The sequence below is a fragment of the Sulfurisphaera ohwakuensis genome, from assembly GCF_009729055.1.
GTDB lineage: Archaea > Thermoproteota > Thermoprotei_A > Sulfolobales > Sulfolobaceae > Sulfurisphaera > Sulfurisphaera ohwakuensis.
Window position 1 is genome coordinate 642,753 of the sequence record NZ_CP045484.1, and the last position, 21,571, is coordinate 664,323.

At 33.5% G+C, this 21,571-nt stretch carries 21 protein-coding genes and 2 pseudogenes; 13 read left to right on the forward strand and 10 right to left on the reverse strand.

The window, feature by feature from the left end; genetic code table 11:
• Positions 1-958 precede the first annotated feature (958 nt).
• The 4 genes from D1869_RS03865 to D1869_RS03880 are packed head-to-tail and all read left to right on the forward strand — an operon-like array spanning position 959 to position 3,361.
• Positions 959-1,696, forward strand: coding sequence for a hypothetical protein (locus tag D1869_RS03865; RefSeq protein ID WP_156013996.1), 738 nt, complete (start codon positions 959-961; stop codon positions 1,694-1,696).
• The gene (locus D1869_RS03870; RefSeq protein ID WP_156013997.1) at positions 1,696-2,331 is read left to right on the forward strand and encodes an ATP-binding cassette domain-containing protein; all 636 of its coding nucleotides are present in this window, start codon (positions 1,696-1,698) and stop codon (positions 2,329-2,331) included. The genes D1869_RS03865 and D1869_RS03870 overlap by 1 nt, the downstream gene beginning before the upstream one ends.
• A gap of 41 nt (positions 2,332-2,372) precedes the next feature.
• On the forward strand, positions 2,373-3,074 hold the full coding sequence (locus D1869_RS03875; RefSeq protein WP_156013998.1) for a hypothetical protein: 702 nt from the start codon (positions 2,373-2,375) through the stop codon (positions 3,072-3,074).
• Positions 3,065-3,361, forward strand: a complete 297-nt coding sequence (locus D1869_RS03880; protein WP_156013999.1) for a transcriptional regulator — start codon at positions 3,065-3,067, stop codon at positions 3,359-3,361. Before D1869_RS03875 ends, D1869_RS03880 begins: the two co-directional genes overlap by 10 nt.
• A 306-nt stretch (positions 3,362-3,667) precedes the next feature.
• On the opposite strand, the pseudogene D1869_RS03885 reads toward D1869_RS03880, so the two are convergent.
• The 3 genes and pseudogenes from D1869_RS03885 to D1869_RS03895 form a co-directional block, all read right to left on the reverse strand.
• Positions 3,668-4,070, reverse strand: a pseudogene (locus D1869_RS03885) (RNA-guided endonuclease TnpB family protein); the annotation flags it as partial.
• Between the two features lies 1 nt (position 4,071).
• A pseudogene (gene tnpA, locus D1869_RS03890) lies at positions 4,072-4,474 on the reverse strand (IS200/IS605 family transposase).
• Positions 4,475-4,649: 175 nt separating this feature from the next.
• Complete coding sequence (locus D1869_RS03895; RefSeq protein ID WP_156014000.1) at positions 4,650-5,372, reverse strand: hypothetical protein; 723 nt, start codon at positions 5,370-5,372, stop codon at positions 4,650-4,652.
• 49 nt (positions 5,373-5,421) lie between these two features.
• On the opposite strand from D1869_RS03895, the gene acnA reads away from it, so the two are divergent.
• Positions 5,422-7,974: an aconitate hydratase AcnA gene (gene acnA / locus D1869_RS03900; RefSeq protein WP_156015898.1), complete on the forward strand. Its 2,553-nt coding sequence runs from the start codon at positions 5,422-5,424 to the stop codon at positions 7,972-7,974.
• Positions 7,964-9,202 carry a ribonuclease FAU-1 family protein gene (locus tag D1869_RS03905; RefSeq protein ID WP_156014001.1) on the forward strand — a complete coding sequence of 413 codons (1,239 nt, stop codon included), beginning with the start codon at positions 7,964-7,966 and terminating at the stop codon, positions 9,200-9,202. The genes acnA and D1869_RS03905 overlap by 11 nt, the downstream gene beginning before the upstream one ends.
• Here D1869_RS03905 and D1869_RS03910 read toward each other — a convergent pair.
• The 3 genes from D1869_RS03910 to D1869_RS03920 all read right to left on the reverse strand — a co-directional run bounded on the left by D1869_RS03910 (position 9,199) and on the right by D1869_RS03920 (position 11,283).
• Entirely contained in the window at positions 9,199-9,372 is a 174-nt protein-coding gene (locus D1869_RS03910) for an AbrB/MazE/SpoVT family DNA-binding domain-containing protein (RefSeq protein WP_010978826.1), read from the reverse strand. The two genes, D1869_RS03905 and D1869_RS03910, sit on opposite strands and share 4 nt — an antisense overlap.
• Before the next feature lie 86 nt (positions 9,373-9,458).
• A complete protein-coding gene (locus D1869_RS03915; protein ID WP_156014002.1) occupies positions 9,459-10,595 on the reverse strand; it encodes a VWA domain-containing protein in 1,137 nt (378 codons plus the stop codon).
• 16 nt (positions 10,596-10,611) lie between these two features.
• Complete coding sequence (locus D1869_RS03920; RefSeq protein WP_156014003.1) at positions 10,612-11,283, reverse strand: FHA domain-containing protein; 672 nt, start codon at positions 11,281-11,283, stop codon at positions 10,612-10,614.
• 60 nt (positions 11,284-11,343) lie between these two features.
• On the opposite strand from D1869_RS03920, the gene D1869_RS03925 reads away from it, so the two are divergent.
• Genes D1869_RS03925 through D1869_RS03945 form a run of 5 tightly spaced genes read left to right on the forward strand, consistent with a single transcriptional unit; the run spans position 11,344 to position 14,959 of the window.
• Complete coding sequence (locus D1869_RS03925; RefSeq protein ID WP_156014004.1) at positions 11,344-12,426, forward strand: VWA domain-containing protein; 1,083 nt, start codon at positions 11,344-11,346, stop codon at positions 12,424-12,426.
• A 28-nt stretch (positions 12,427-12,454) separates the two neighbouring features.
• The gene (locus tag D1869_RS03930) at positions 12,455-13,126 is read left to right on the forward strand and encodes a DsbA family oxidoreductase (protein ID WP_156014005.1); all 672 of its coding nucleotides are present in this window, start codon (positions 12,455-12,457) and stop codon (positions 13,124-13,126) included.
• Positions 13,127-13,136: 10 nt separating this feature from the next.
• Positions 13,137-13,520, forward strand: coding sequence for a CBS domain-containing protein (locus D1869_RS03935; RefSeq protein ID WP_156014006.1), 384 nt, complete (start codon positions 13,137-13,139; stop codon positions 13,518-13,520).
• A 48-nt stretch (positions 13,521-13,568) separates the two neighbouring features.
• Positions 13,569-14,177: a methyltransferase domain-containing protein gene (locus D1869_RS03940; protein WP_196772273.1), complete on the forward strand. Its 609-nt coding sequence runs from the start codon at positions 13,569-13,571 to the stop codon at positions 14,175-14,177.
• A gap of 23 nt (positions 14,178-14,200) precedes the next feature.
• Positions 14,201-14,959: a CoA transferase subunit A gene (locus D1869_RS03945; RefSeq protein ID WP_156014007.1), complete on the forward strand. Its 759-nt coding sequence runs from the start codon at positions 14,201-14,203 to the stop codon at positions 14,957-14,959.
• A 31-nt stretch (positions 14,960-14,990) separates the two neighbouring features.
• Here D1869_RS03945 and D1869_RS03950 read toward each other — a convergent pair whose 3' ends face one another.
• Entirely contained in the window at positions 14,991-15,713 is a 723-nt protein-coding gene (locus D1869_RS03950; protein WP_156014008.1) for a CoA-transferase subunit beta, read from the reverse strand.
• 147 nt (positions 15,714-15,860) lie between these two features.
• On the opposite strand from D1869_RS03950, the gene D1869_RS03955 reads away from it, so the two are divergent.
• Together D1869_RS03955 and thsA are read left to right on the forward strand one after the other, a co-directional pair.
• Entirely contained in the window at positions 15,861-16,175 is a 315-nt protein-coding gene (locus D1869_RS03955) for a hypothetical protein (RefSeq protein ID WP_156014009.1), read from the forward strand.
• Between the two features lie 81 nt (positions 16,176-16,256).
• Positions 16,257-17,885: a thermosome subunit alpha gene (gene thsA / locus D1869_RS03960; protein WP_156014010.1), complete on the forward strand. Its 1,629-nt coding sequence runs from the start codon at positions 16,257-16,259 to the stop codon at positions 17,883-17,885.
• Here thsA and D1869_RS03965 read toward each other — a convergent pair.
• The 3 genes from D1869_RS03965 to D1869_RS03975 are packed head-to-tail and all read right to left on the reverse strand — an operon-like array spanning position 17,882 to position 21,566.
• The gene (locus D1869_RS03965; protein WP_156014011.1) at positions 17,882-18,484 is read right to left on the reverse strand and encodes a sulfite oxidase-like oxidoreductase; all 603 of its coding nucleotides are present in this window, start codon (positions 18,482-18,484) and stop codon (positions 17,882-17,884) included. The genes thsA and D1869_RS03965 overlap by 4 nt on opposite strands.
• Positions 18,485-18,528: 44 nt before the next feature.
• A complete protein-coding gene (locus tag D1869_RS03970) occupies positions 18,529-20,238 on the reverse strand; it encodes a glycosyltransferase (RefSeq protein ID WP_156014012.1) in 1,710 nt (569 codons plus the stop codon).
• Positions 20,235-21,566: a glycoside hydrolase family 57 protein gene (locus D1869_RS03975; protein ID WP_156014013.1), complete on the reverse strand. Its 1,332-nt coding sequence runs from the start codon at positions 21,564-21,566 to the stop codon at positions 20,235-20,237. Before D1869_RS03975 ends, D1869_RS03970 begins: the two co-directional genes overlap by 4 nt.
• Positions 21,567-21,571 lie beyond the last annotated feature (5 nt).

A 21,571-nucleotide genomic window follows, 5' to 3' on the forward strand; every position in this document is an offset into this window, starting at 1 on the left:
CTAAAGGGAAAAATTTTCTTCGATTGATAAAAGCCCATGATGTAGTTAAAACTTTTTAACTTTATCCACTATTAAAAATTACCTTGTAATATAGATAATTTATGAAGAGCCTTTTTATCTACTTCCTCAAGCAATTAATATTAAGTGAGCCTGCCATTTATAATATGCTGTTCGGCTTTATTATTTCTTTAGTTATCTCTAGAATAACAAACCTTATTGTAAGCTTAAATGTTTCTGAAAATCTAATACTTAGCATACTTTCAGTTGGAGTGAGTTTTATACTCCTTTATAACTTTTCTTCTCTTCCCTTCTTTATTAAGTTCGGAAGATTAAGGTTTGGATTATACTTAATATTACTTTACCTTTCTGGGGAAATAGTAGCGCTATTTTACACGCTGTTGCTTATTATCTTATACCGCTTCCTTTTTAGTAATCTTGCGACTTTTAGTATCCCATACTTTCTCATTATGACCCTTTTAGTCTTTCTATTTATAGTATCCATTTCCACGTTTTTATCGTTTATACTGACTAATGGAAGGCTGGACAGCCCTGTAATTATGACAATTTACCCTATAATAGTTGTACCAACATTTATATTCTCTTTTTACAAGAGTGAGGTAAATCCTCTTTGGATATTTGGGATGATGAGTGAAAATATTCCAATTCCTCTTACTGTGGGTATTATTTTCTTGGTATCTCCAATAATTTTCATATATTTGCTAATATTTTTGATAAAAAAGTTTCTAAGCTAGCTCATATTTTCTTACAGCAACCAAACCAGCAACCAAGCATTATCGGATTAATTTTGCTTAGATCTTTTGATTTTCTATTAGTACTTACTACCACCAATTTTTATCACCTTTTACTACGTTAGTAAATTATAATTAAAAAGAATTCATTTAGTTAATGAGTTTTAACTCTATTCATCATTTTTATTACTTTTTACGGGATTTAAATTATGGAATTAGAGAAATCTATGATAAAAAGGTTTTCGTTCTCTCCAACTGCAATATCTTATTTACTCGGAATGATGTTACTGGACTCATTAGGACTTTATTTTGCACTAAATAGTATTAAAAACATAGATGCAGGAATAATATGGTACAGTGTTGCGATATTACTGTTGGTAGCTAGCTTATCAACAGGTTTTAGCATTACAGTAGTCTACCAATCCTCTGCATTAGCTTACTATATAAGATTTAGTAGACTTAAAATGTCTAACTACATCCTGAGTTTATTCATAGGTTCACTAATCTCTGCGACTATTTACTCGGTAACTTTCGCAGCTCTCATTACACCATTAATAACTAAACTAACACTTGACCACTTTTACGAAATTATCAGGCTTGATAATATTATACCCTTCATAGCCTCAGCTCTGATCTCAAGTCTCTTCATCCTATCCTTAACCTTTACAATCATTGCAACATTACTAGTCAAGGTTGGGGCTAAAGCGTCGAACTATACTTACTACATCTTCTTTGTATTGTTAGCAATTTCAGAACTCTCGCCTTCAGCCTCATCATCACTTAACCCCTTCTACGAAGCTGAAAATATAATTTCTTACTCCCTCATCCACGATAGCATAAGTATTTACTCCATTGAAGTAGCATTACTGGCGATAGTCTTATTGTTATTAGGGAATTTGATTTTGAAGAAGATTAAGGCACTAAGACTGGAAGAGGTAGTGTGGTAATGCTGGAGATTAAAGATTTATCTATCTATTTCGAGGGCTTTATAGTCCTAAAAAATATTAACTTAAAACTTGACAATCAATTGTGTGTAATACTAGGTCCTAATGGTTCCGGAAAAACTACCTTGCTAAGAGCTATCTCTGGAATAATTCCATACGGGGGTTCGATAAAGATAAACGGTAAGGAGGTTAGGAGTGCTAAGAGGGTTTTAGAATACTCCACAAACCTTCAAGAGGTATACACTATAGGTAATTCCGCATGGGATACTGCGAAAATAATAGCGGAGATTAAAGGCGGAGATTTAAAAGAATTCACAAGCATCTTAAGCTATCTGGACGTAGATAGAAAGGTGATACACAAGCCTATGTATAAAATGTCTACTGGACAGAGGAGTTTAGTATCGTTAGCACTGGCGCTCTTTACGAGGCCTCAAATAGTTACTATCGACGAGCCGATAGAGAATGTCGACGTCAATAGGAGGGATAGGGTGATATCGTTATTACGCGAAAGGGTTGATGAGGGTATAATCGTAACGCATCAGAAGGAGTTAATCAAGATGTTAAATGATAATAATAAGAAGGAAGTGATAGTTTATACGATAGTTAACGGTGAGCTTGTTGAAGGTAATAAAATGTAATAGAAAAGCGAGGGGAAAAAATGTATATATAGCATGCTGGGTTGGTTGTTGGTTCAGTTGTTGGACTTCGAGTGAAGTTAAAAAATCTTAACTATAATCTAAGTTTAAATCCATTGTTAGGGAAATTACTAAAGGGTGGAAGAATTATTAGTAAAGAAATAGATATTCAGAAATCCGTAGAAATAAGCGAGAATCTTTATCATCGTGTTATGCTTAACGCAGCAAAGACAATATTAGATTTCATAGGGCTTGGAAGTCTTACTACTTTTTTATTAATAAGCCTTGTCTCAAACCCTATTACTTTTAACATTAGCATACTAGTCTTTTCCACCATATACATGTTTATCTCTTGGAGGATGAGTAGGTTTGTATATCCATTTATTAAGGCATTTAACTCTCATAAATCTTCGTTAATTGTTAAGAAATTTCCCTTACTTGTTAAGCTAACCTACACGCTTTCGCTCTTAATACTTTACGTCCTATTTCTACTCTCATTTTACATTCACTTCCTATCTAATTTACCAATTTTTCTTGTAGGTGCATACATATCTTTCATTGGGATTCAGTTAATTACTACCATAAGATTTCTAAAAGAGAACTCTATAGAATACGTTCTAGTTACATCATATATTCTTTCAGGAGTAGCTATCATAATATCTCCTTTCCATATAACAACCCTCCTAATCCCGCCATTCTTAGCCTTTTTGTACAAATTGATAAGGAGGGCTGAGGAATGGAGCTAGAGAAATTAATAAAACTGCTGAAGGATAATAAGGAGTTAAATGTTGGAGTTAGGTTAGGGATTCTGCTAGGTCTTTATTATACTAGGTCTGCATGGTTTAAGGAATTGTTGGAAGCTACTGGGTTAAATAAGGCAGAACTATATCAGCACCTTAAGATCTTGCATAAGAGTGGATACGTGGAGATTAAATATATCCCTACAGTTGAAGGTAAGAGGTTGAAGGTTTTTATAACTAAAAAAGGGGATGAAGTAGTAAGGCAAGTCGTTGAACTGTTAAGGAAGAAGTAATCTTATCGCTTTAAGAAGTTTTAACCTTATGGGGGGTGTTCTCAAACAGTCATCTTATTCGACAATGAATAGTAAAATTATATTTGACTAGAAATTTTATCGGATAATTATCTAGGTCTAGAGATAAATGGAATAGCAGTTTACGTAAAATCCTAACGATAAGATAATTTTTAAATCATCAGCTTAAGTAATGAATATTGTTACTATGAAAACGATATAACTTATCCTATTCACTGAAATTAGATATAAGTATTAGAAAATTCTTTGTAAGAACTATCTTGTGCAACGATTTTCCAATAAATGCTATTTGAGGTCCTTCAGATGGATGAGCTTCTCGCTTTCATCCAGCTCGTAACTGTCGTTCCTAATAATGATCATGAGTTTGTATTTCCCGTTTTTGTCCTTCCAATAGCCTGGAGGTCTCGGTTCGAACCACTTTGGTAATTTCCCCTCCTTCTTTTCCTTAATTAATGAAAGGAAGCTTCTCCAGTCCTCGGTGTTCTTCCTAGCAACTTGTTGTGCGTTAACTTTTAGCATTTGTTTGTACTTTTCGTAAATCACCTTCTCAGTTTTTATCGAAATTCACTCTCTCCTCCTTCTTGAACTGTTGTATTCTTAACCAGTTGACCTCGTTCCAAAACTTGGCTTTTGTTATACCCAGTTCTTTTAGTTTCTCGTGGGTGTTCTTGTGTACGATGAGTTTATCTATGTTAGTCCTCTTTCATCCATTGTTCCTCGATGTATTTCTTTATTGTCTCGCTTGATAGGTTACCAGCTGTTGATACAAGGTAGTTTCTGGTACAGAGTTTTTCCTTCTGTATGTTTTCTTAGTTCTGGGAATTTCTTCAACACCAGCCTAGCTGACTTACCCTTGAAGTAGTTTGCTAGGTATGAGGGAGAATATCTGGGTGGGCAGTTTACGAAGAGGTGTATGTGGTCTGGCATTACTTCTAGGGCTATTATTTCGCAACCTAATTCTTCAGCAATTGATTTTAAGACCTCTTTAGTATATTCAGCAACGTCTCCAATTAACACGTCTCTATGGTATTTTGGAATCCATACGAAATGGTAGTTGCATAGATATTTCGCATGCCTTGTTGATTTATATTCCATAATACTTTAAAGTATTCAGATTTTAAAACTTTGCCCCGTCCCTAGAAGGGGTGAGGCTTGTCGTTCTTCTTGTCATAATTAAGAGGAAAATATATATTAGAATCGTAGATCTTATTTAGCATTTAATAAGTGAAATTTGTAATGCATAAGAAAAAACAAGTTTTAATTTTCATGATTAAGTAAAAGGAATAAATACCTTTTCTTTATTACTTTTCTCTATAATAAAACCATCTTCTCTGACAGAAATTTTGAACACGTCTCCTTTAGTTTCCTCATAAATTTTAGATGCTTTCACTATTTTCATGAAAATTGAAATAGCTTCTGCTATTTTATCTAAACTCCATAAAGTCAAAGGAGCATTGAATCGTCTAAGTAAAAGTAAATCTTTGAATGTTTGACAGAAATTAAGTCCTAATAATTCACAATTTTTCTCTACTTCATCTGCAGATAATGGTATATCATAGTTTTCAATACAACTTCTCCATTGTATTAAAGTCCTCAACGTTCTGTAAGAGTTTTCTAAACTACTTTTCTCGTCTCCTCTAAAAAATGCTAAAAGAGAAATTATGTAGAGAGCGATAACTGCTTTGCCTAATCTTTCACAACTCTTTTCTGTCTTCACAAACTTTACATTAGGTAGTTCCCCACATATTGGTTCCGATTTCATTATGTATAAACATAAAGGATCCCCTTCTTTACATAAATTTTCTAACTGTTCTTTACTCAATACGACTGGTGAAAACCCTTCTGAAGCTAGTTCTAGTAGTAAAGTTTTATCCTCACTTATTGCTACGACGTTTATATCTGACAGTCCTTCCACATAATCTTTCTTTCCATAAGAGCCAAAATAACCTAAATATGAAGCTCTTGTGCAGAGTCCTTTTAAATTTTCACTCACACAAATATTTAATAACTGTACTTTTTAGCTTTAAGTGGTAGATTTATTCATGCAATTTCAGATTTCTAAGTTGGAGGAAAATGTTCATTATTATCCGTTAAGTCAACTTGAACAATATGGTATAAATATTCGTAAATACCCCTATTCTATCAGAGTTCTAGTAGAAAATGTAATTAGAAATTTTGATGGAAAAAAGATTACTGAGGATGATTTAGAGGCCATATTAAAGTGGCAAGTAGGGAAGGAATTTTCATTTTTCCCTACTAGAGTTATCATGCAAGATTACACTGGTGTACCATTACTTGTTGATCTAGCAGCAATGAGGGATGAAATGAAAAGAAAGGGTAAAGATCCAAAAATTGTTAACCCAGTTGTTCCAGCAGACTTAATAATTGATCATTCTATTCAAGTTGACTATTATGGCACTTCCTATGCCTTATCATGGAACATGAAGAAAGAATTTGAAAGAAATGAGGAAAGATACAAGTTTTTAAAATGGGCACAATTAAGCTTTAGGAATTTAAGGGTTATACCCCCTGGTAACGGAATAATTCATCAAATAAACTTAGAGTATTTAAGTAAAGTAATTGATATCAGAGAAGTAAAAGGAGTGCAGACAGCTTTCCCAGAAATAGTAATTGGGACAGATTCTCATACTACAATGGCTAATGGAATTAGTGTATTATCATGGGGTGTTGGAGGTTTAGAAGCTGAAGCTGTACTTTTAGGCGAACCTTATACAATGACAGTACCAGAAGTTATTGGAGTAAAATTAGTTGGTGAAATTAATGAGGGTGTAACTCCAACTGATATAGTTCTTTATATCACTGATATTTTGAGGAAAAAAGGAGTTGTAGGTAAATTTGTTGAATTCTTTGGTCCTTCATTATCAAAACTCTCTGTACCAGATAGGGCTACTATAGCTAACATGGCTCCGGAGTATGGTGCCACTGTGGGTTACTTCCCGATAGATTCACAGACTTTAAAATACTTAGCTGGTACCGGAAGAGATTATAGAATAGTTGAAACATACGCAAAATCTCAGGGATTATTCTATGATGAAGTTCCTAATTATACAGAAGTCGTTGAGATAGATCTAAGTAAAATTGAACCTTCTGTTGCTGGTCCTAGAAATCCAGATGAGAGAGTTCCGTTAAGGGAGATGAAAAAGAGAAATGAGAAGAAGGAGAAAAAGAGAGGAAGTATAGTAAGTGATAATGATGTTGTATTAACTGCAATAACCAGTTGTACAAATACATCAAATCCAACAGTTATGATTGGTGCTGGATTATTAGCTAAGAAGGCTGTAGAACATGGTTTAAGAGTTAAACCCTATGTAAAGACTAGTACTGCACCAGGATCACCAGTTGTTGTAGAATATCTTAAGGAATCTGGTTTACTCCCATATCTTGAGGCATTAGGTTTTCATATTGTCGGATTTGGCTGTACAACATGTATTGGTAATGCAGGACCTTTACCTAAAGTAGTAGAGGAAGATGTAAAGAAATATGGGCTAGAAGTTTATGGTGTAATTAGTGGTAATAGAAATTTTGAAGGAAGAGTAAATCCTCTTCTTAAAGGAGTTTATTTAGCTTCACCAATCCTAGTTGTTGCTTATGCACTAGCCGGGAGAATTGATATTGATTTTGATAACGAACCAATTGGTTACGATCCTAACGGTATACCAGTTTACTTAAAAGATATTTGGCCTTCTCTTCATGAAATTAGTGAGTATATTAATCTTTCTCTTAATCCAGAACTTTATAAGAAAAGGTATGAGAAAATATTTGAAGGAGATGAGAATTGGAAATCACTAAAGGTTAGTGAGAGTGAGACTTACAGTTGGGATTCTAGCTCAACATATATAAAAGAACCCCCATGGTTTATTTTACCAACCTCTAAACTTGATGATATATTGAACGCAAGAATTTTACTTTTACTTGGCGATAAAGTAACTACTGATCATATTTCTCCAGCTGGTCCAATACTAGAAGATTCAATTGCTGGGAAATATTTAAGACAATTGGGAGTTAAGGAGTTAAATACTTATGGTGCTAGGAGAGGAAACCATGAAGTAATGATAAGAGGAGGATTTGCAAATCCCAAGCTTAAGAATCTCCTAGTTGATAGGGAGGGTGGATATACTAAGCATTTCCCAGATGGCAAAGTAATGAGTGTTTACGAAGCTTCTGAGTTATATAAGAGTGAAGGAGTACCTCTAGTAGTTGTTGCTGGTAAGCAATATGGCTCTGGGAGTTCAAGAGATTGGGCTGCTAAAGTCACGGCATTATTAGGTATTAAAGCTGTATTAGCTGAGAGTTTCGAAAGGATTCACAGAAGTAACTTGGTAGCTATGGGAGTTTTACCAATCCAAATACCAGACTGGAGATCATTAGGTATAAAAGGTGATGAGGTTGTAAATATTTACGGTTTGAAGGAGTTAACGCCAAAGAAAAAGGTTAAGATTGAATTTAAATCTTCAAGTGGTGAAGTGAAAGTCATAGAAGGCTTAGTAAGAGTTGATACTAATGTTGAATTAGAATACGTACGTGAAGGTGGGGTTTTAAAGTATGTCATGAATAAATTATTATATGAAAGTTAGAATTAGAGGCATTTACGCTACAGCCCTAACAAAATTATTTTTAGATAATGGTTTTGAAATTGTTCAAGCCACTCCACAAATCTCTGAGCGTTTTTCTCTTCCTATTAAAGACGAACCCTCAGATGTTACAGTTAAAGACGGAAATGATAAGGGAGAATTAATTAGTATTGGAGAGGATATTTATTCATTTTTACGTAAAACTTTTCAGACTTCTTTTGTATGGAAATCACCAGTTAAACTCTATTCAGTAATTGAAACTAATAACTGTAAGTTTATGGACTATCAAGTTGAGCCTTGTTTAGATAAGGGATTAGTGGTTAAACCACCAACTGAGGGAAGAGTTATTTTATCATCTCCTAAAGCAGTCGGTAAATATTCTATGGTTTGGAGAGGAGATGGTAAAACATTCTTTTCAGAACATATAAGAGATAGAGAGGAAAAAACAAGACTTCTGTCTATAAGTATTCCATTTAATAAGAAAGGGTATAATGTAAAATGGAGGAGTAATGCTCCTTTTGCAAACAATATTGTTCTTAAAGAAGAATTGGAAAAATTAGCAATGAGGTTTGATAATGACGATTTTAGGCAACAAGGTGAAGATTTCATAAAAGTTACGGTGTCTTTAGAAGATAAAATTATGTTAGATGAAATCAGAAAAAAGGTATTACCCAATACTATTAAATTTCATCATATGTTAAAAATGTCTTTTTCGAATGAAGTTGATGAAATTGAGCAAACCTCTATGAATAATGAAGAATTGTTAGATAAACTCATTACTGAATATATGAAGATTGAACATATTAAACCAGATGGTAGAAAGTTTGAGCTAAAAGAAGGTAAGGTTATATATAAAGAGGTTAACTCAGACTATTATATCGTTAGATTAATGAGAGTCTTTTCAAGAGAAGGAATTTATGACGGGCTAAATGTTAAGAAAGAGGAAGGAGATTACGATATTGTTGAGTTTGATTCAAGAAAATGGTATCAGATCCACAGATATTATAATAAGGATGGTAAGTTGAAGGGGATTTATGTTAACATTTCCACACCGCCAGAATTACTCAGAGGTAAATTAAGGTATCTTGATTTAGAGGTTGATGTTGTTAAAGTAGGAGACGAAGTTAGGATCATTGATTTAGAGGAATTAGAAAAGAACAAAGATATCATAGGAGAGACAATGTATAAAAAAATATTTACCATAATAGAAGAAGTTAAAAAGATTCTTTAAAGTTTTTCTAATTCTTCTCTACTGATAGGAATAATTTTAACAACATTCTCATTCTCGTCATATATCACTCTAACTAAATCTCCTTCTCTTACTTTAACTTTTTGTCTTATTCTAGCTGGTATTGTAACCTGGAAATTTCTTGAGACCTTTACAATATCTTCAACTGGCATATTTACTTCCAGATAAATTATTATCTATTGGTTAAAAAACTTTTATATAATAATTATTCTGAAACTTTGCTCCTTCTATTTTTTACTTACGATCTTAACTTCTTTGTTGCCTCACTGGTAATAATCTTTTTAGTCTGTTCAACATTACCTAATCTTCTCGTTGTTTCAATACTTTGCTGAAGTCTTCTTGTAGTTTCCATTAGTTCAATTCTTCTAGTCTGTTCAGCTAATTGACTCATTTGCTGCAAAGTTCTAGTTGCTTCAGCTAAGTTATTTGAATTTACTTGAGTAACTAACTTATTCATTAATTCATAATATTGGTATTCATTAAGAATATCGTTGTTAATACCACTTAAAAATACTTGAGAATTAGAGGCTGGCGTTACTTGACTAACTGCTATAATGTTTTCTGTTCTATTGGTAGCTGGATCTTCATAAGTTACTCTTACATTTAATATATTTCCATTAAAGTTTGGTGGAATAGAGGTTTCACCAAATATTCTAACAACCCCTTCTATAGCTCCTAATTTAACTGGTGGTCCAGAATAGTTTAGTAATTTAATTGGTGATGGTGAGTTTATTTCTACTATAACATTTTTAGCACCTACTTGAGTAACAGCGGCTTGAGGCAAAGAATTAGCTATTTCCATTGGATCTTGAATATGGTTAAGAATACCGCCAGTTTTATCTGCTAAAATCTTAAGTAACTGCTCATTATAATCATCACCAATACCAAATGAGATTACTTTAAACCCATCTGGGAATTGAAGTTTTTCGTATGCGTCAGTATTTGTTAAATCGGTTGGATTACCGTCTGTTAATAAAATAATATAACCCGGCATCTCATGCTTTTTAGCTATTTGAATAGCGGTTGACAAGGCAGTATATAATACGGTGTTACCTTGAGCAGTTACACTAGAAATTGTCTCACCTACAGACCCTGAGGTATCTGCGAATTCAATTAAAGTATTTACTGTAGAAGAAAATGTAATAAATGTAATTTTATTTCCTGGAGGAATTTTATTTAATAACTGTAAGGCACCTTGTTTTGCCGTCTCTATCTTAATTCCAGCCATGGATCCAGAGGTATCTAATAAGATTATATAATGAAATCCAGTTGCAACAGATACTCGTTCTGGAACTAAAATTAATCTAAAAACTCCCCTAACTGGTGATGTAAAAGAATACTTATGACTAAACTCTAATCTAGCTGATATTGTCAAAAAAATCACCCAACTTTTATTCAGCCACAACTTTTACAATAGTCTGATTTCCAAGTTTTATTATCGTATTGGGACTAATTTTTTGTTTTCCTTTAACTGGTTGAAACAGTTTCCCATCATAAATATAAGTTCCATTTGTACTATTAAGATCCTCAATATAAAGTTCTCCTCCTTCAAGTGAAATTACTGCATGCCTTCTTGATACTTCCGGATCAGGAACTATAATAACATTCTCCGGACTTCTTCCAACTGAAATAGATGGAAATATATCAAAGCTTAGGGGTATCTTTTGATTAATTAATCCAGCATAAGGTGTTTGGATGAAGAGTAGATAATATTTTTGCGTTACTTGTTGAGCAGGAGGTACTATTTGGCCTGGTGGAGTTGTTGGTGGTGGAGGTGTAACAACTTGTTGTTGAATAGCTGGCGTTGAAACAGGTTGTTGTGGAGAAGGCGGCACTTGACCTACATCTGTCGGTGGTGGAGGTGTAACAACTTGTTGTTGGGCTTCAACTTGTGGGGATGGATTTTGTTGTAGTGATTGTTCATGTGGTGGTGGAGGTGGTGTTTGAGTTATTTGTTGTGGCGGAGTAGTTTGAGTTTCTGCAGGCTTTTGAGCACCACATTTAATACAAAAACTTGCATCATCAGCATTCTCATATCCACAAACGGGACATTTCCATGGCATACATAAAGTATTTTGTATAAAAGTATTTATAGTTTTACTCACGTAATATTCATAGTAGAAATGACTATAAGTCTAAAAATTAAATCCTCACACAGCTATGTTAGTATTGAAAAACCTACTCAAATTAGCCTTATAATTAGGATTGTTCCTGAGACTTTTGTTCAATTTACTGGTATTCACTATGTAATTCTTATTGATAATAGTCCTTCTATGCGTAAAGACAATAAGTTAGATGTTGCTATAGCTGCTGCAAATAAACTTTCTTATGAGATTCCACCCGGAAACTATATTTCAATTTATCTTTTCTCTAATGATTTAGAGAAAATTTATGAAGGTCCATCAGGTAATCCTATAGCTTTGCAAAATGTTAAGAAAGGATATACTACGAATTTACATAAAGCCCTAAGTAAAATTTTACAACAGTTAGCTTATGTTCAATTACCAGTTAAATTGATTATATTATCTGATGGTAAACCGACTGATAAGAGAAATGTAAAGGAGTATGAGGGACTTCAAGTACCCCCAAACGTTCAGATTATTTCGATCGGAATCGGAAGAGATTATAATGAAGTCATATTAAAAAGAATGGCCGACAAAGGTTCTGGAGTATATTATCATATAGAAGACCCCACTCAACTACCATCAGTATTTGCTCAACAAAAGGTTAGTGAAGTTGCTGGCTATAATTTTGTCTTAAATGTTCCACCAGGTTTTGAGGTTATTAACTATGAGGTTCCAGTAAATATTCCAATAATTGATAGGACTATATCGATTTATGCAATTGGAACAATACCTCCTGGAACTCAGCCAGTTCAACTATTATTTACTGGAAGTTATTACGATCCAGCTAAAAGGATTAACGTTACTATTAATGAGCAACTAATTATACCAAGAGGTAATGAGGTTCAAGTTACACAAGGTGTAAATCAAGGTATTTTATCTGAGGTCAGATACTATAGCCTGCTTAAACAATATAGTAACGCTATAGCTAGTGGGAGTAAAGATGCTACTGTGATAGCACAAGAGCTTAAAGTAGCAGCAGAGCAAACAAGAAGGGAAGATTTAATAGAAGAAACTAGAAGGCTTACTGGTGATTCAAAGACAGATTTATCTGAAGTTACGAGAACTATGAGAAAAAGTTAAAAGGAAATATGATTGATTTTTGTGTGGTATGATCAAATTAACGTTCTTTCATGATGTGATTTGTCCTTTCTGTTTCGTTATGTCTAAAAGACTTAAAAATGTAGTAAGAGAATTTAAGGGAGAAGTTATTGTTAAGCATAAGGCATTCTCTATCATTTCATCACTAGAGGACTTGAAGGAAATAGCTCCTACAATAGAAGATGCTAGAAAAGTATTTCTTAATGAATTTCAAATAGTGAAAAAATATTTTCCAGACTACGATCCAGAGAAAGTTATTAGTAAGGGTAAAATAGGTTATGTGTGGTCAATTCCACCTTTGATGGCATGTAAGGCTGCAGAATTTCAAAAGGGCGATGAAGGTCATTGGGAATACTTTGATAAAGCTCAAGATAAGTTCTTCCTAGAGGGAGAAGATGTTACACAAGATGAGGTTCTTATTAAAATCGCAGAAGAAGTTGGATTAGATGTGGAACAGTTTAAGAGGGACTTTAAATCTAAAAAAGCAAAGTTAGCTGTAATAGAAGATGAAGAAGAAGCTAAAGCTATGGGTATTCACGGTGTTCCAGCTATTTTAATTAATGACGTCTGGCTTGTGAGAGGTGTTCAATCAGAAGATTTCTTAAGACAAACAATTGAAGACATATTAGAGCACGGCGAACCGAAAAATGTAAAGCTAAAAGCTTTTTGGGAGAGAGAATAAAGTATTACACATGAAAGCTGTAAAAAACTACATGTCAAGTCCAGTATTTCAAGTTGAAGCAAATACGTCTATACAAGAAGTATGTAGGCTAATGATGGAAAGAGGAGTAGGTTCAGTAATAGTCACTGAAAATGGTGAACCTAAGGGTATTTTTACAGATAGAGATGCTGTAAGAGCGTTTTCAATGGGTTTAAACCCCACGGATGAAGTTAGGTTAGCCTCTACAATGAGTAATTTAATAACTGTAGATGAAGATACCGATGTTTTTGTAGCAATAGATATAATGACTAAAAATAAGATCAGGCATTTACCAGTAAAAGACAAGGAAGGGAAAATTATAGGGATGTTTGCAATAACAGATATCTCTAAAGCACTTCATGATGTATTCCCATAAGAAATATATAGGGATATAAATATATAGGAGTAGAACTATTTTTTCAATGTGAAATACTTGGAGCTATTGCCTAGTGATGCAAAAACACTAAAACAAAGCCTTAGTGCAATATATCATAATGATGGAAAAAAAGAGGAAATAGACCTAAGTTATAGCAAAATCTCCCAAATAACAAGTGATAATTATGATTTCATTTTTTCCCATAAATTACTTAATGGTGAGGCTTTAATTTTAAAGAACATAACTAGCTTTCTGATTATTGATACAGGGTTTTTTAGATACATAAGAAGTAAAAAATTGAACTTGAACTTAAAGGGAAAAACTCTTCAGATAGGTTCTCCGTTAATAAATGCCACGGTCACAGTTAGTAATGATTCAGCATATTTTTACGTTGATAACCTAGTGAATTCTGTTTACCCTCTTCCCTTTAGAGATAACTCTTTCGATAACGTGATTATTTCTGAGATCTTAGATTATGATATTATTAGAGAAGCATCAAGGGTCTTAAAGAATAATGGCAAGGGCTATTTAATTATTAATGCCTTTGATGGAGTTAGACCAGTAGAAGGTATAAGAGTCCTTTCAATCAGGTTTAATATTAAATTTGTAAGAGAGTTGGAAGGATTTTGGATAATTGAAGGCACAAAAAAGAATTAATACGAAAATAACTATATCAACTTATGAGTAAACTAATAAGCCTTGAAGAAGGCATAAAGCTAATTAAAGAAGGAGAAACAATTACCATAAGCGGTATGTCATTTCATAGGAATCCTATGGGGTTTATATACGAATTGGTGAAAAGTGGTGTTAAAAATTTAGGTTTCGTTGATAGAGAACCAGGTTTCGGTCTTGAAATACTTCTTAAATATGGAGTAGTAAGGAGAGTTAGGGCCCCAATGGTTACTTTAGAATGGTTTGGAATACCCCCGTATTTTAGAAGGAAAGTCGAACAAGGAGAGATTGAATATTTGGAAGATACTTGTGGAGCCTTTATAGCCGGAATAAGAGCAGGCGCTTTTGGAGTCCCTTTTATGCCAGTTAAAGGAATAATAGGTTCGGATTTAGTAAAATTACATGAAAAAGTTGGTAGTTGGAAAGTAATTGAAGACCCATTTACTAATGAGAAAATCGTCCTAGTTAAAGCAATAATTCCAGATGTTGCCATAATTCATGTTCATAAGGCTGATGAAGAAGGAAATGCTGAGATTTTAGGCCCATTATATGAGGACGAATACAAGGCTAAAGCCGCAAAGAAAGTAATAATAACTGCTGAAGAGATAGTACCTAAATCTTATTTTTATGGAAAAAGACCAACAATAAACGCTGAATATGTTACAGCAGTAATTCATTTACCTAGAGGTGCGGAACCAACAAGTATGTTTGGATTATATGATGTTAATTGGGAAAAGATAATTGAGGAACTACAGCCAATTGGTTAAGAGAGCGGAAAGGCTTTAACTCTATAAGAACTCATAATCCTTCTAAAGCCGACCTAAGATTATAGGGATCAACTTTATTTATAAAATTCAAATCTTCCTGAGTAACTTCTACTTTTCCTACATTTTCACATATAATATCGAAATCCGTATTATCTTTTATTACATTACAATTACTCCACGGATATACATGAGTTACAATCCATCTTTTAAACCCTCTATCATATTTCATTATACCTAAGTTAGTTACTAGAAAAACATTATTATTCGAATATTTAGCGGTACCTGTGATAAAATCAACTTTCTTTACTAGTGAACGTTTTGAATGTTTTAGATTCCAAAGTATCACTTTTTTTGCTAAAGGCATTAGATATGCTGTTGCTGCACCTCCTGTAAGTCTAACTTTTGGTTTTTCATAACTTCCAATAACTGAAAGATTTACGTTTGTTTCTTCATCTATTTGTACTGGTCCTAGAAACATTACGTCTAATAAACCTTTTTGAAATAAATCAAACGAATCAGCAGTTATCATTACTGGGGCTTCTTCAGAATAAAATGGATTACCAGTAGAAGGGGAAATGGAAACGCTTTTTGGGTTATCAGCTTCTGCAACTCCCAAAATCCTTATTTTCTTATTGTAAACATCTCGAGCTAGAAAAGCACCAAGAATTGCTGGAATAGAATTTAATCCTATGTATACTTTTTCTCCATCCTCTAAAAGTAACGAAATAGCTTTACTTACATGTTCAATTATCATGGGAAAATATAAACCTACACTAGTTTTAATTTTTTATTACCTTGCGAAAGTGTTCAAGGGATATTCTTACGGTTAGGTTTGTTAAAGGCTTAACATATATTGTATCTTAAACACTAGGTTTTTATTTTCAACATCTAACTATATCATATGAAGGTTTATAAATATGGGGACTATTATTTCGGTGGAGTAAGCCACGTTGTACCAGGTTATTTTCAAGATGTAGTATTTGTGTATAAAAATGGAAATAATTGGACTTCAATTAGTGCAGAAAGATTTAAAACAAATGATTCAAATTTAAATTTAATAAAAGAAAAAATTAAATATGCTACGCATGAGGATGATCTAATAAAGGCTGTTAATGAATTAAGAAAAATAGGTATTACGATTGAGGAGGTAAATAAACCACCTTTCCCAGAAAAATTACTTGAGGGAAAGAAAAAGATACAAGCAGAATTCGATTAATCAGCCCCTGGTTCGTCATCAATATTCAGCCCCGCAGAGTTTCCTCATTATTTAAATATAACCGATTCTACTTTTAAATTCATGTATAGTTTATTTAGGCAAGGTACACAAAAAGAAAGTGGAGAAGATGTATTAAGATCTAATATATTAGCTGTAAGAACCCTATCAGAAATGCTAAAAAGTAGCTTAGGTCCTAGAGGACTAGATAAAATGCTTATAAGCTCAACAAACGATGTAACAGTAACAAATGATGGAGTTACAATAGTTAAAGAAATGGATGTACAGCACCCAGCAGCAAAATTAGTTGTTGAAGCAGCAAAAGCTCAAGATACTCAAGTAGGAGACGGAACAACATCTGCTGTAGTATTAACTGGTTTCTTACTCGAACAGGCTGAGAAACTTTTAGATCAAAAAGTCCATCCAACAATTATTATTGAAGGATATAAAAGAGCTTCAGATATAATTCTTAATCATAGTAAAGAAGTTGCAATAAAAATAAACACTTCAGATAAAGATTATTTAAGAAAAGTTACTTATACTTCATTATCAAGTAAATTCTTCTCTGGTGAATCTACACTTAACAAAATCATAGATATTTCAATAGACGCTGTAGTTTCTATAGCTAAAAAACAAGACTCGTCTTATAACATAGATCTTTCTGATATAAAATTTGTAAAGAAAAGAGGAGAGAGCGTAGATGAAACAGAACTTATAAGAGGTTTTGTCCTAGACAAAGAAGTCGCTCATGAAGGTATGCCAAAAAGAATAGAAAAAGCTAAGATAGCTATAATTGATTTTCCACTAGAAGTTGAAAAACCAGAAATATCTGCAAAAATGAGCTTTACATCACCAGATCAGATAAGAGAGGCATTAGAAGAGCAATCAAAATATGTTAAGTCCTTAGTAGATGCTTTAGTGAATGCTGGGGCAAACGTTATTGTTTCTCAAAAAGGTATGGATGATATAGCCTCTTACTTTATGGCTAAAAAGAGAATTATAGGGATTAAGAATGTGAGCAGAAGTGATTTAGAGAAACTAGCAAAATCTGTTGGGGCAAAAATAATTACAACAATAAAAGATGTTTCACCCGACGATTTAGGATATGCTGAGGTGGTTGAAGAGAGAAAAATAGGAAATTCAAAGGCAGTATTCTTTGAAGGTGCAAAGCAGGGAGATGCTGTAACAATATTAATTAGAGGGTCTAGTGATATTGTTATGGATGAGCTAGAGAGAAGTTTTCAAGATTCATTGAATACTGTAAAGAATGTTCTACAATATCCTTACGTGGTGGCTGGTGGAGGAGCGTTTGAGATGGAGATGGCATTAAAGTTGAGAGAAGAGGCGAGAAAAATTGGAGGTAAAGAACAACTAGCCGTTGAGGCTTATGCTGATGCATTAGAGGAATTTGCTATAACATTAGCTGAGACAGCTGGTTTAGATAGTGTAGATGCTTTAGTTCAACTGAGGAATTTACATAGTAAAGGTTTAAGAAATGCTGGAATTAATGTAGAGAGTGGTAAAGTTGAGGAGGATATGGCTAAAATTGGTGTTCTTGATCCATTAATAGTAAAAGAGCAAGTTATAAAGAGTTCAACTGAAGCAGCAACTGCTATCTTAAAAATTGATGATTATATTGCAGCTGCTCCAGCAAAACCACAACCACAGCAAGGCGGAGAAGGCGGTGGAATGATGCCTGGAATGATGGGTTAAAAGATAGGATTTCTTTTCCATCCTTTATGAGAATATCCTTCTCCTTTAAATCTCTCTTCTTCCCAAACGTTTCCTCTCTCATGATAACCTCTTTCTTCCCAAAATCCATCCACATAATCTTTTACAAATTCTATTTCAGTTAACCATTTAGCACTTTTCCAACCATATAAATGAGGAATAAATGGTCTTGCCGGAAATCCGGCTTTAATATCTAATGGTTTTCCATTCATTTTTAAAGCTATTATAGTATCTTCATGTAATGCATCTTCAATAGGAATTGTAGCAGTATATCCATCTAATGAATAGAAAATTACCCATTTTGCCTCATTTTTAACTTTGGCCATTTCAGCTAATCTCTTTAGTTTAATTCCTTCCCATTCAACATCAGCAACACTCCAACCAGTTACACAGTGGAAATCTTTAGTATACTTAGTGTCAATCATGTTAAGTAGCTGCTCATATGTAAATTCTATCGGATTCTCAACTAGCCCAGAGATTTTAAGCCTATATTTCTGAATATCAACATGAGGAACTCCCAGGGCTGCGTAATAAATAAACTTTTTCACATAATGTTGATTTGGAGGGGACTGTCTTTGCATAAGATTAGTTATCTTTAACAGTATTTAAAGAAATATTAGAAAAATTAGAACGATGCTGAAGCCCTATATTTAGCCATAGTCTGTGCTTTACTATAACAATTTATTAAATATTTTGCAGTAGCACTCCATCTAAAATTCTCCTCAACCCTTCTAATTCCGTTTTGTCTAGCTTTATTCCATAAGTCTATATCGTCTGTCTTTAAAATAAGGTCATCCATATATAAATAATTCTTATTTTTAGTCTCACTACTCATAGATAGAGCTAATGATGTAAGTATACCCCTATACAATTCCCAGATGTTTTCTGGTTCTATAATAAATCCTGTTCCATTATTTATATCGCTCCTTAAATCTATAATAGACTCTCTAAGGCCGCCAACGGCATAGGCAACAACTGGAGTGCCAACAGCCATAGCTTCAAGAGCTACTATTCCAAAAGGTTCCCATCTTGAGGGGACTACAAATACTGATGCCGCATAGTAAAATAATTTGTAGATATCCCTGGGCATGGAATAAGACGCGATGATCCTAACGTTACCACCAATTTCGGAAGCCTTATTTATCAAATCATAGAGTAAGCCATAATCACCTGAAGGTAGACCTAAAATTACTAATCTAGCATTTGGTATTTTATTAACTACCTCTCTAAAAGCTCTTATAAGTAAGTCAACTCCTTTCTGATACACAAGTCTTCCAGCAAATAAGACAAGAGGACCATCATCTAATCTTGTGTATGTCCAATCATCCTTTATTCCAATCCTAAACCTATTATTCCATAAAATGTTTCCAGTAGTATAATCCTCTGGAATTAATCTTAAATTCTCTAGCATATTATATAATCTTCTCCTTACTTCAACTCTGTCCTCTGTACTGAAAATCTTTCTTGCGTAATTTTTAACTTCATTAATACTCCAATCAGTTCCGTTATAAGTTACACAACTTTTATTCTCTATCCAGTTTCCTATAAAATTATAAACGTCGTATGTAAGATAACTTTTACTTACTGTAGTTACTACATCAGCTTCCCATGCTCCAAATTTCTCTATCAATCCTTGTGACAACTCATCCCATACCTGTCTTGTGGTATATAATTTATGGGAAACAACTTGCCAGATATAATGGGGGCAATTGCTTAATCCAGCCCAATCTTCTGAAGCGTAATGCCAAGGAGCTCCAACTTTGTTAAGTAAATGTATAGTAAACACTAATGGAACTACAATTTTCCTAGTCTCAAAAGTTTGTTTTGCCATTACTCCAGCTAGTACAGCATGCCAATCATGAGCATGAATTACCGAAGGTATATTACCCGGAATAGAAAAGACAGAATATGCTTCAACTCCCCTAGCTAATAATGCTGATTTTTCCATTATATTATCATAAACGTTCCAACTGTCAATTAACACTCCAGTATTATAATCAAGTCCTTTAACTAAAATCACATTAAATCCGTCTAATCTCCCTTCTTCAAAACCTAAAGCGTAAGGATATCTCTTTCCGTCCATTCCAATTCTATCTCCATATGCTGTTAAAGAAAGTTCTCTTAGCTTTAACGCTGACCTATATTGGTCATTTAAGTGTCGACCATGACTAGGCATTATTACGGTTACGTTTATTCCTTGTTCAGCCAATCCTTTAGCCATATTGTAAACGGCATTCCCCAATCCACCAACACTAGCAACATTTGATAATTCTACTGTTATCATCCAAATACTCTTTATTTCTTCTGGAAACCAAATTGCTTCTATTCTTTTCATTTCAGCCACTCTTTTAAATATTTTTCATAACCTTTAAACTCATGAGCCCTATTTATAATTTCCTTAAACTGATTTTCATTCCATGCTTCACTACTTCTTTTACCATTTTTATAAAATATGAACGGTTCATTGTTAATGTTTAAAAGTTTAAGAAGCTCATCTTGAAACATTGTAATTGCGTAAAATTCGTTAATGAATGCATCTATTGGAGAATTAAAAGAACTAAAATAAGAATGAACTTCAGCTGGACCACCACTTCCTAAAAACATGTAATAATAATGATCACTAGTTGTAAAATACCTCCATGCTTTGAGATACTCCCCGCCAGCTTCTTTTGCTAACATTTCAGTTCTTCTTACCATTTCATCATAAGCCCATTGCATTATATTTCCTAACCAACTACTTTCATCTTTATTAATGTCTGCCCAAGAAACTGTGGAATCAATCACTATCTCATCATAATATTCCTTATAAACTTCTCTTGGTAATTTAAATTCTACACCTCTCCTATGAAGTTCTCTCGGTAACCATCTTAAGAAGTCAAGGATACCACTTTCTGGCCAATGATGTTCACCAAAGGTTTCGTAATCAACGAAGATTAATCCTATTTCTCCTTCAGACCATGATACCCAGTCAGCGAATTTTGAAGCAGTTAAGGGGTATTGGTCCCATTTTGGATTAGAAAATCTAAAGGCTATATCATCGCTTAATCTATAATTCCTTAAAAGTAAAGAAAGTTTTGTGTCTCTTATTCTATATACTCTATTTGGACTCTTTCCCTTTAATAGACTCTCTTTACCTTCAGTTATTACAGCTTTAAATCCTAACTTTTCAATTTCCTTCACTATCCTAGGAGTTAGAAGTAATTCTGTGTTTTCAAAGGTAACAGGCTCTTGCCCAAAATAATCCCTAATTAAATTTTTATGCATTTCAACTTGTTCTTTCCATTCAGTTAGATCTTCCCAAAGAGATGTGATAGAGTGATAATATGTTTGGGATAAAAATTCAACTTTATGTGTGTAAGATAATTGCTGAAATAACTCTAAGACGTCTTTACCCCACTTCTCAGCTTGTTCTATGAAAGTTCCAGATAAGGAAAAAAAGAATTTGAAATCGTAACCTTCACTTTCCCCATTTTCAATCTCTTCAAGAAGAATTCTAGTTGCTGGAATATAGCATTTGTTTTTAACCCTCTCAAAAATCTCCCTATTTAAGTTATCATCAAAATACTTTATTAACGGACCTCCTCTAATAACCGGATCCCAAAAGTAGTTTCTTCGTATCCTAAATGGTTGATGAACTTCAAATCCTATAATCAGTCTTCTCATACTAT

Bases quoted from the DNA above. Each gene is read 5' to 3' on its own strand.
- D1869_RS03865 (WP_156013996.1), top strand. From the start codon at position 959: ATGGAATTAGAGAAATCTATGATAAAAAGGTTTTCGTTCTCTCCAACT.
- D1869_RS03870 (WP_156013997.1), top strand. From the start codon at position 1,696: ATGCTGGAGATTAAAGATTTATCTATCTATTTCGAGGGCTTTATAGTC.
- D1869_RS03880 (WP_156013999.1), top strand. From the start codon at position 3,065: ATGGAGCTAGAGAAATTAATAAAACTGCTGAAGGATAATAAGGAGTTA.
- acnA (WP_156015898.1), top strand. From the start codon at position 5,422: ATGCAATTTCAGATTTCTAAGTTGGAGGAAAATGTTCATTATTATCCG.
- D1869_RS03905 (WP_156014001.1), top strand. From the start codon at position 7,964: ATGAAAGTTAGAATTAGAGGCATTTACGCTACAGCCCTAACAAAATTA.
- D1869_RS03910 (WP_010978826.1), bottom strand. From the start codon at position 9,372: ATGCCAGTTGAAGATATTGTAAAGGTCTCAAGAAATTTCCAGGTTACA.
- D1869_RS03920 (WP_156014003.1), bottom strand. From the start codon at position 11,283: ATGCCATGGAAATGTCCCGTTTGTGGATATGAGAATGCTGATGATGCA.
- D1869_RS03925 (WP_156014004.1), top strand. From the start codon at position 11,344: ATGACTATAAGTCTAAAAATTAAATCCTCACACAGCTATGTTAGTATT.
- D1869_RS03930 (WP_156014005.1), top strand. From the start codon at position 12,455: ATGATCAAATTAACGTTCTTTCATGATGTGATTTGTCCTTTCTGTTTC.
- D1869_RS03935 (WP_156014006.1), top strand. From the start codon at position 13,137: ATGAAAGCTGTAAAAAACTACATGTCAAGTCCAGTATTTCAAGTTGAA.
- D1869_RS03945 (WP_156014007.1), top strand. From the start codon at position 14,201: ATGAGTAAACTAATAAGCCTTGAAGAAGGCATAAAGCTAATTAAAGAA.
- D1869_RS03950 (WP_156014008.1), bottom strand. From the start codon at position 15,713: ATGATAATTGAACATGTAAGTAAAGCTATTTCGTTACTTTTAGAGGAT.
- D1869_RS03955 (WP_156014009.1), top strand. From the start codon at position 15,861: ATGAAGGTTTATAAATATGGGGACTATTATTTCGGTGGAGTAAGCCAC.
- thsA (WP_156014010.1), top strand. From the start codon at position 16,257: ATGTATAGTTTATTTAGGCAAGGTACACAAAAAGAAAGTGGAGAAGAT.
- D1869_RS03965 (WP_156014011.1), bottom strand. From the start codon at position 18,484: ATGCAAAGACAGTCCCCTCCAAATCAACATTATGTGAAAAAGTTTATT.
- D1869_RS03970 (WP_156014012.1), bottom strand. From the start codon at position 20,238: ATGAAAAGAATAGAAGCAATTTGGTTTCCAGAAGAAATAAAGAGTATT.
- D1869_RS03975 (WP_156014013.1), bottom strand. From the start codon at position 21,566: ATGAGAAGACTGATTATAGGATTTGAAGTTCATCAACCATTTAGGATA.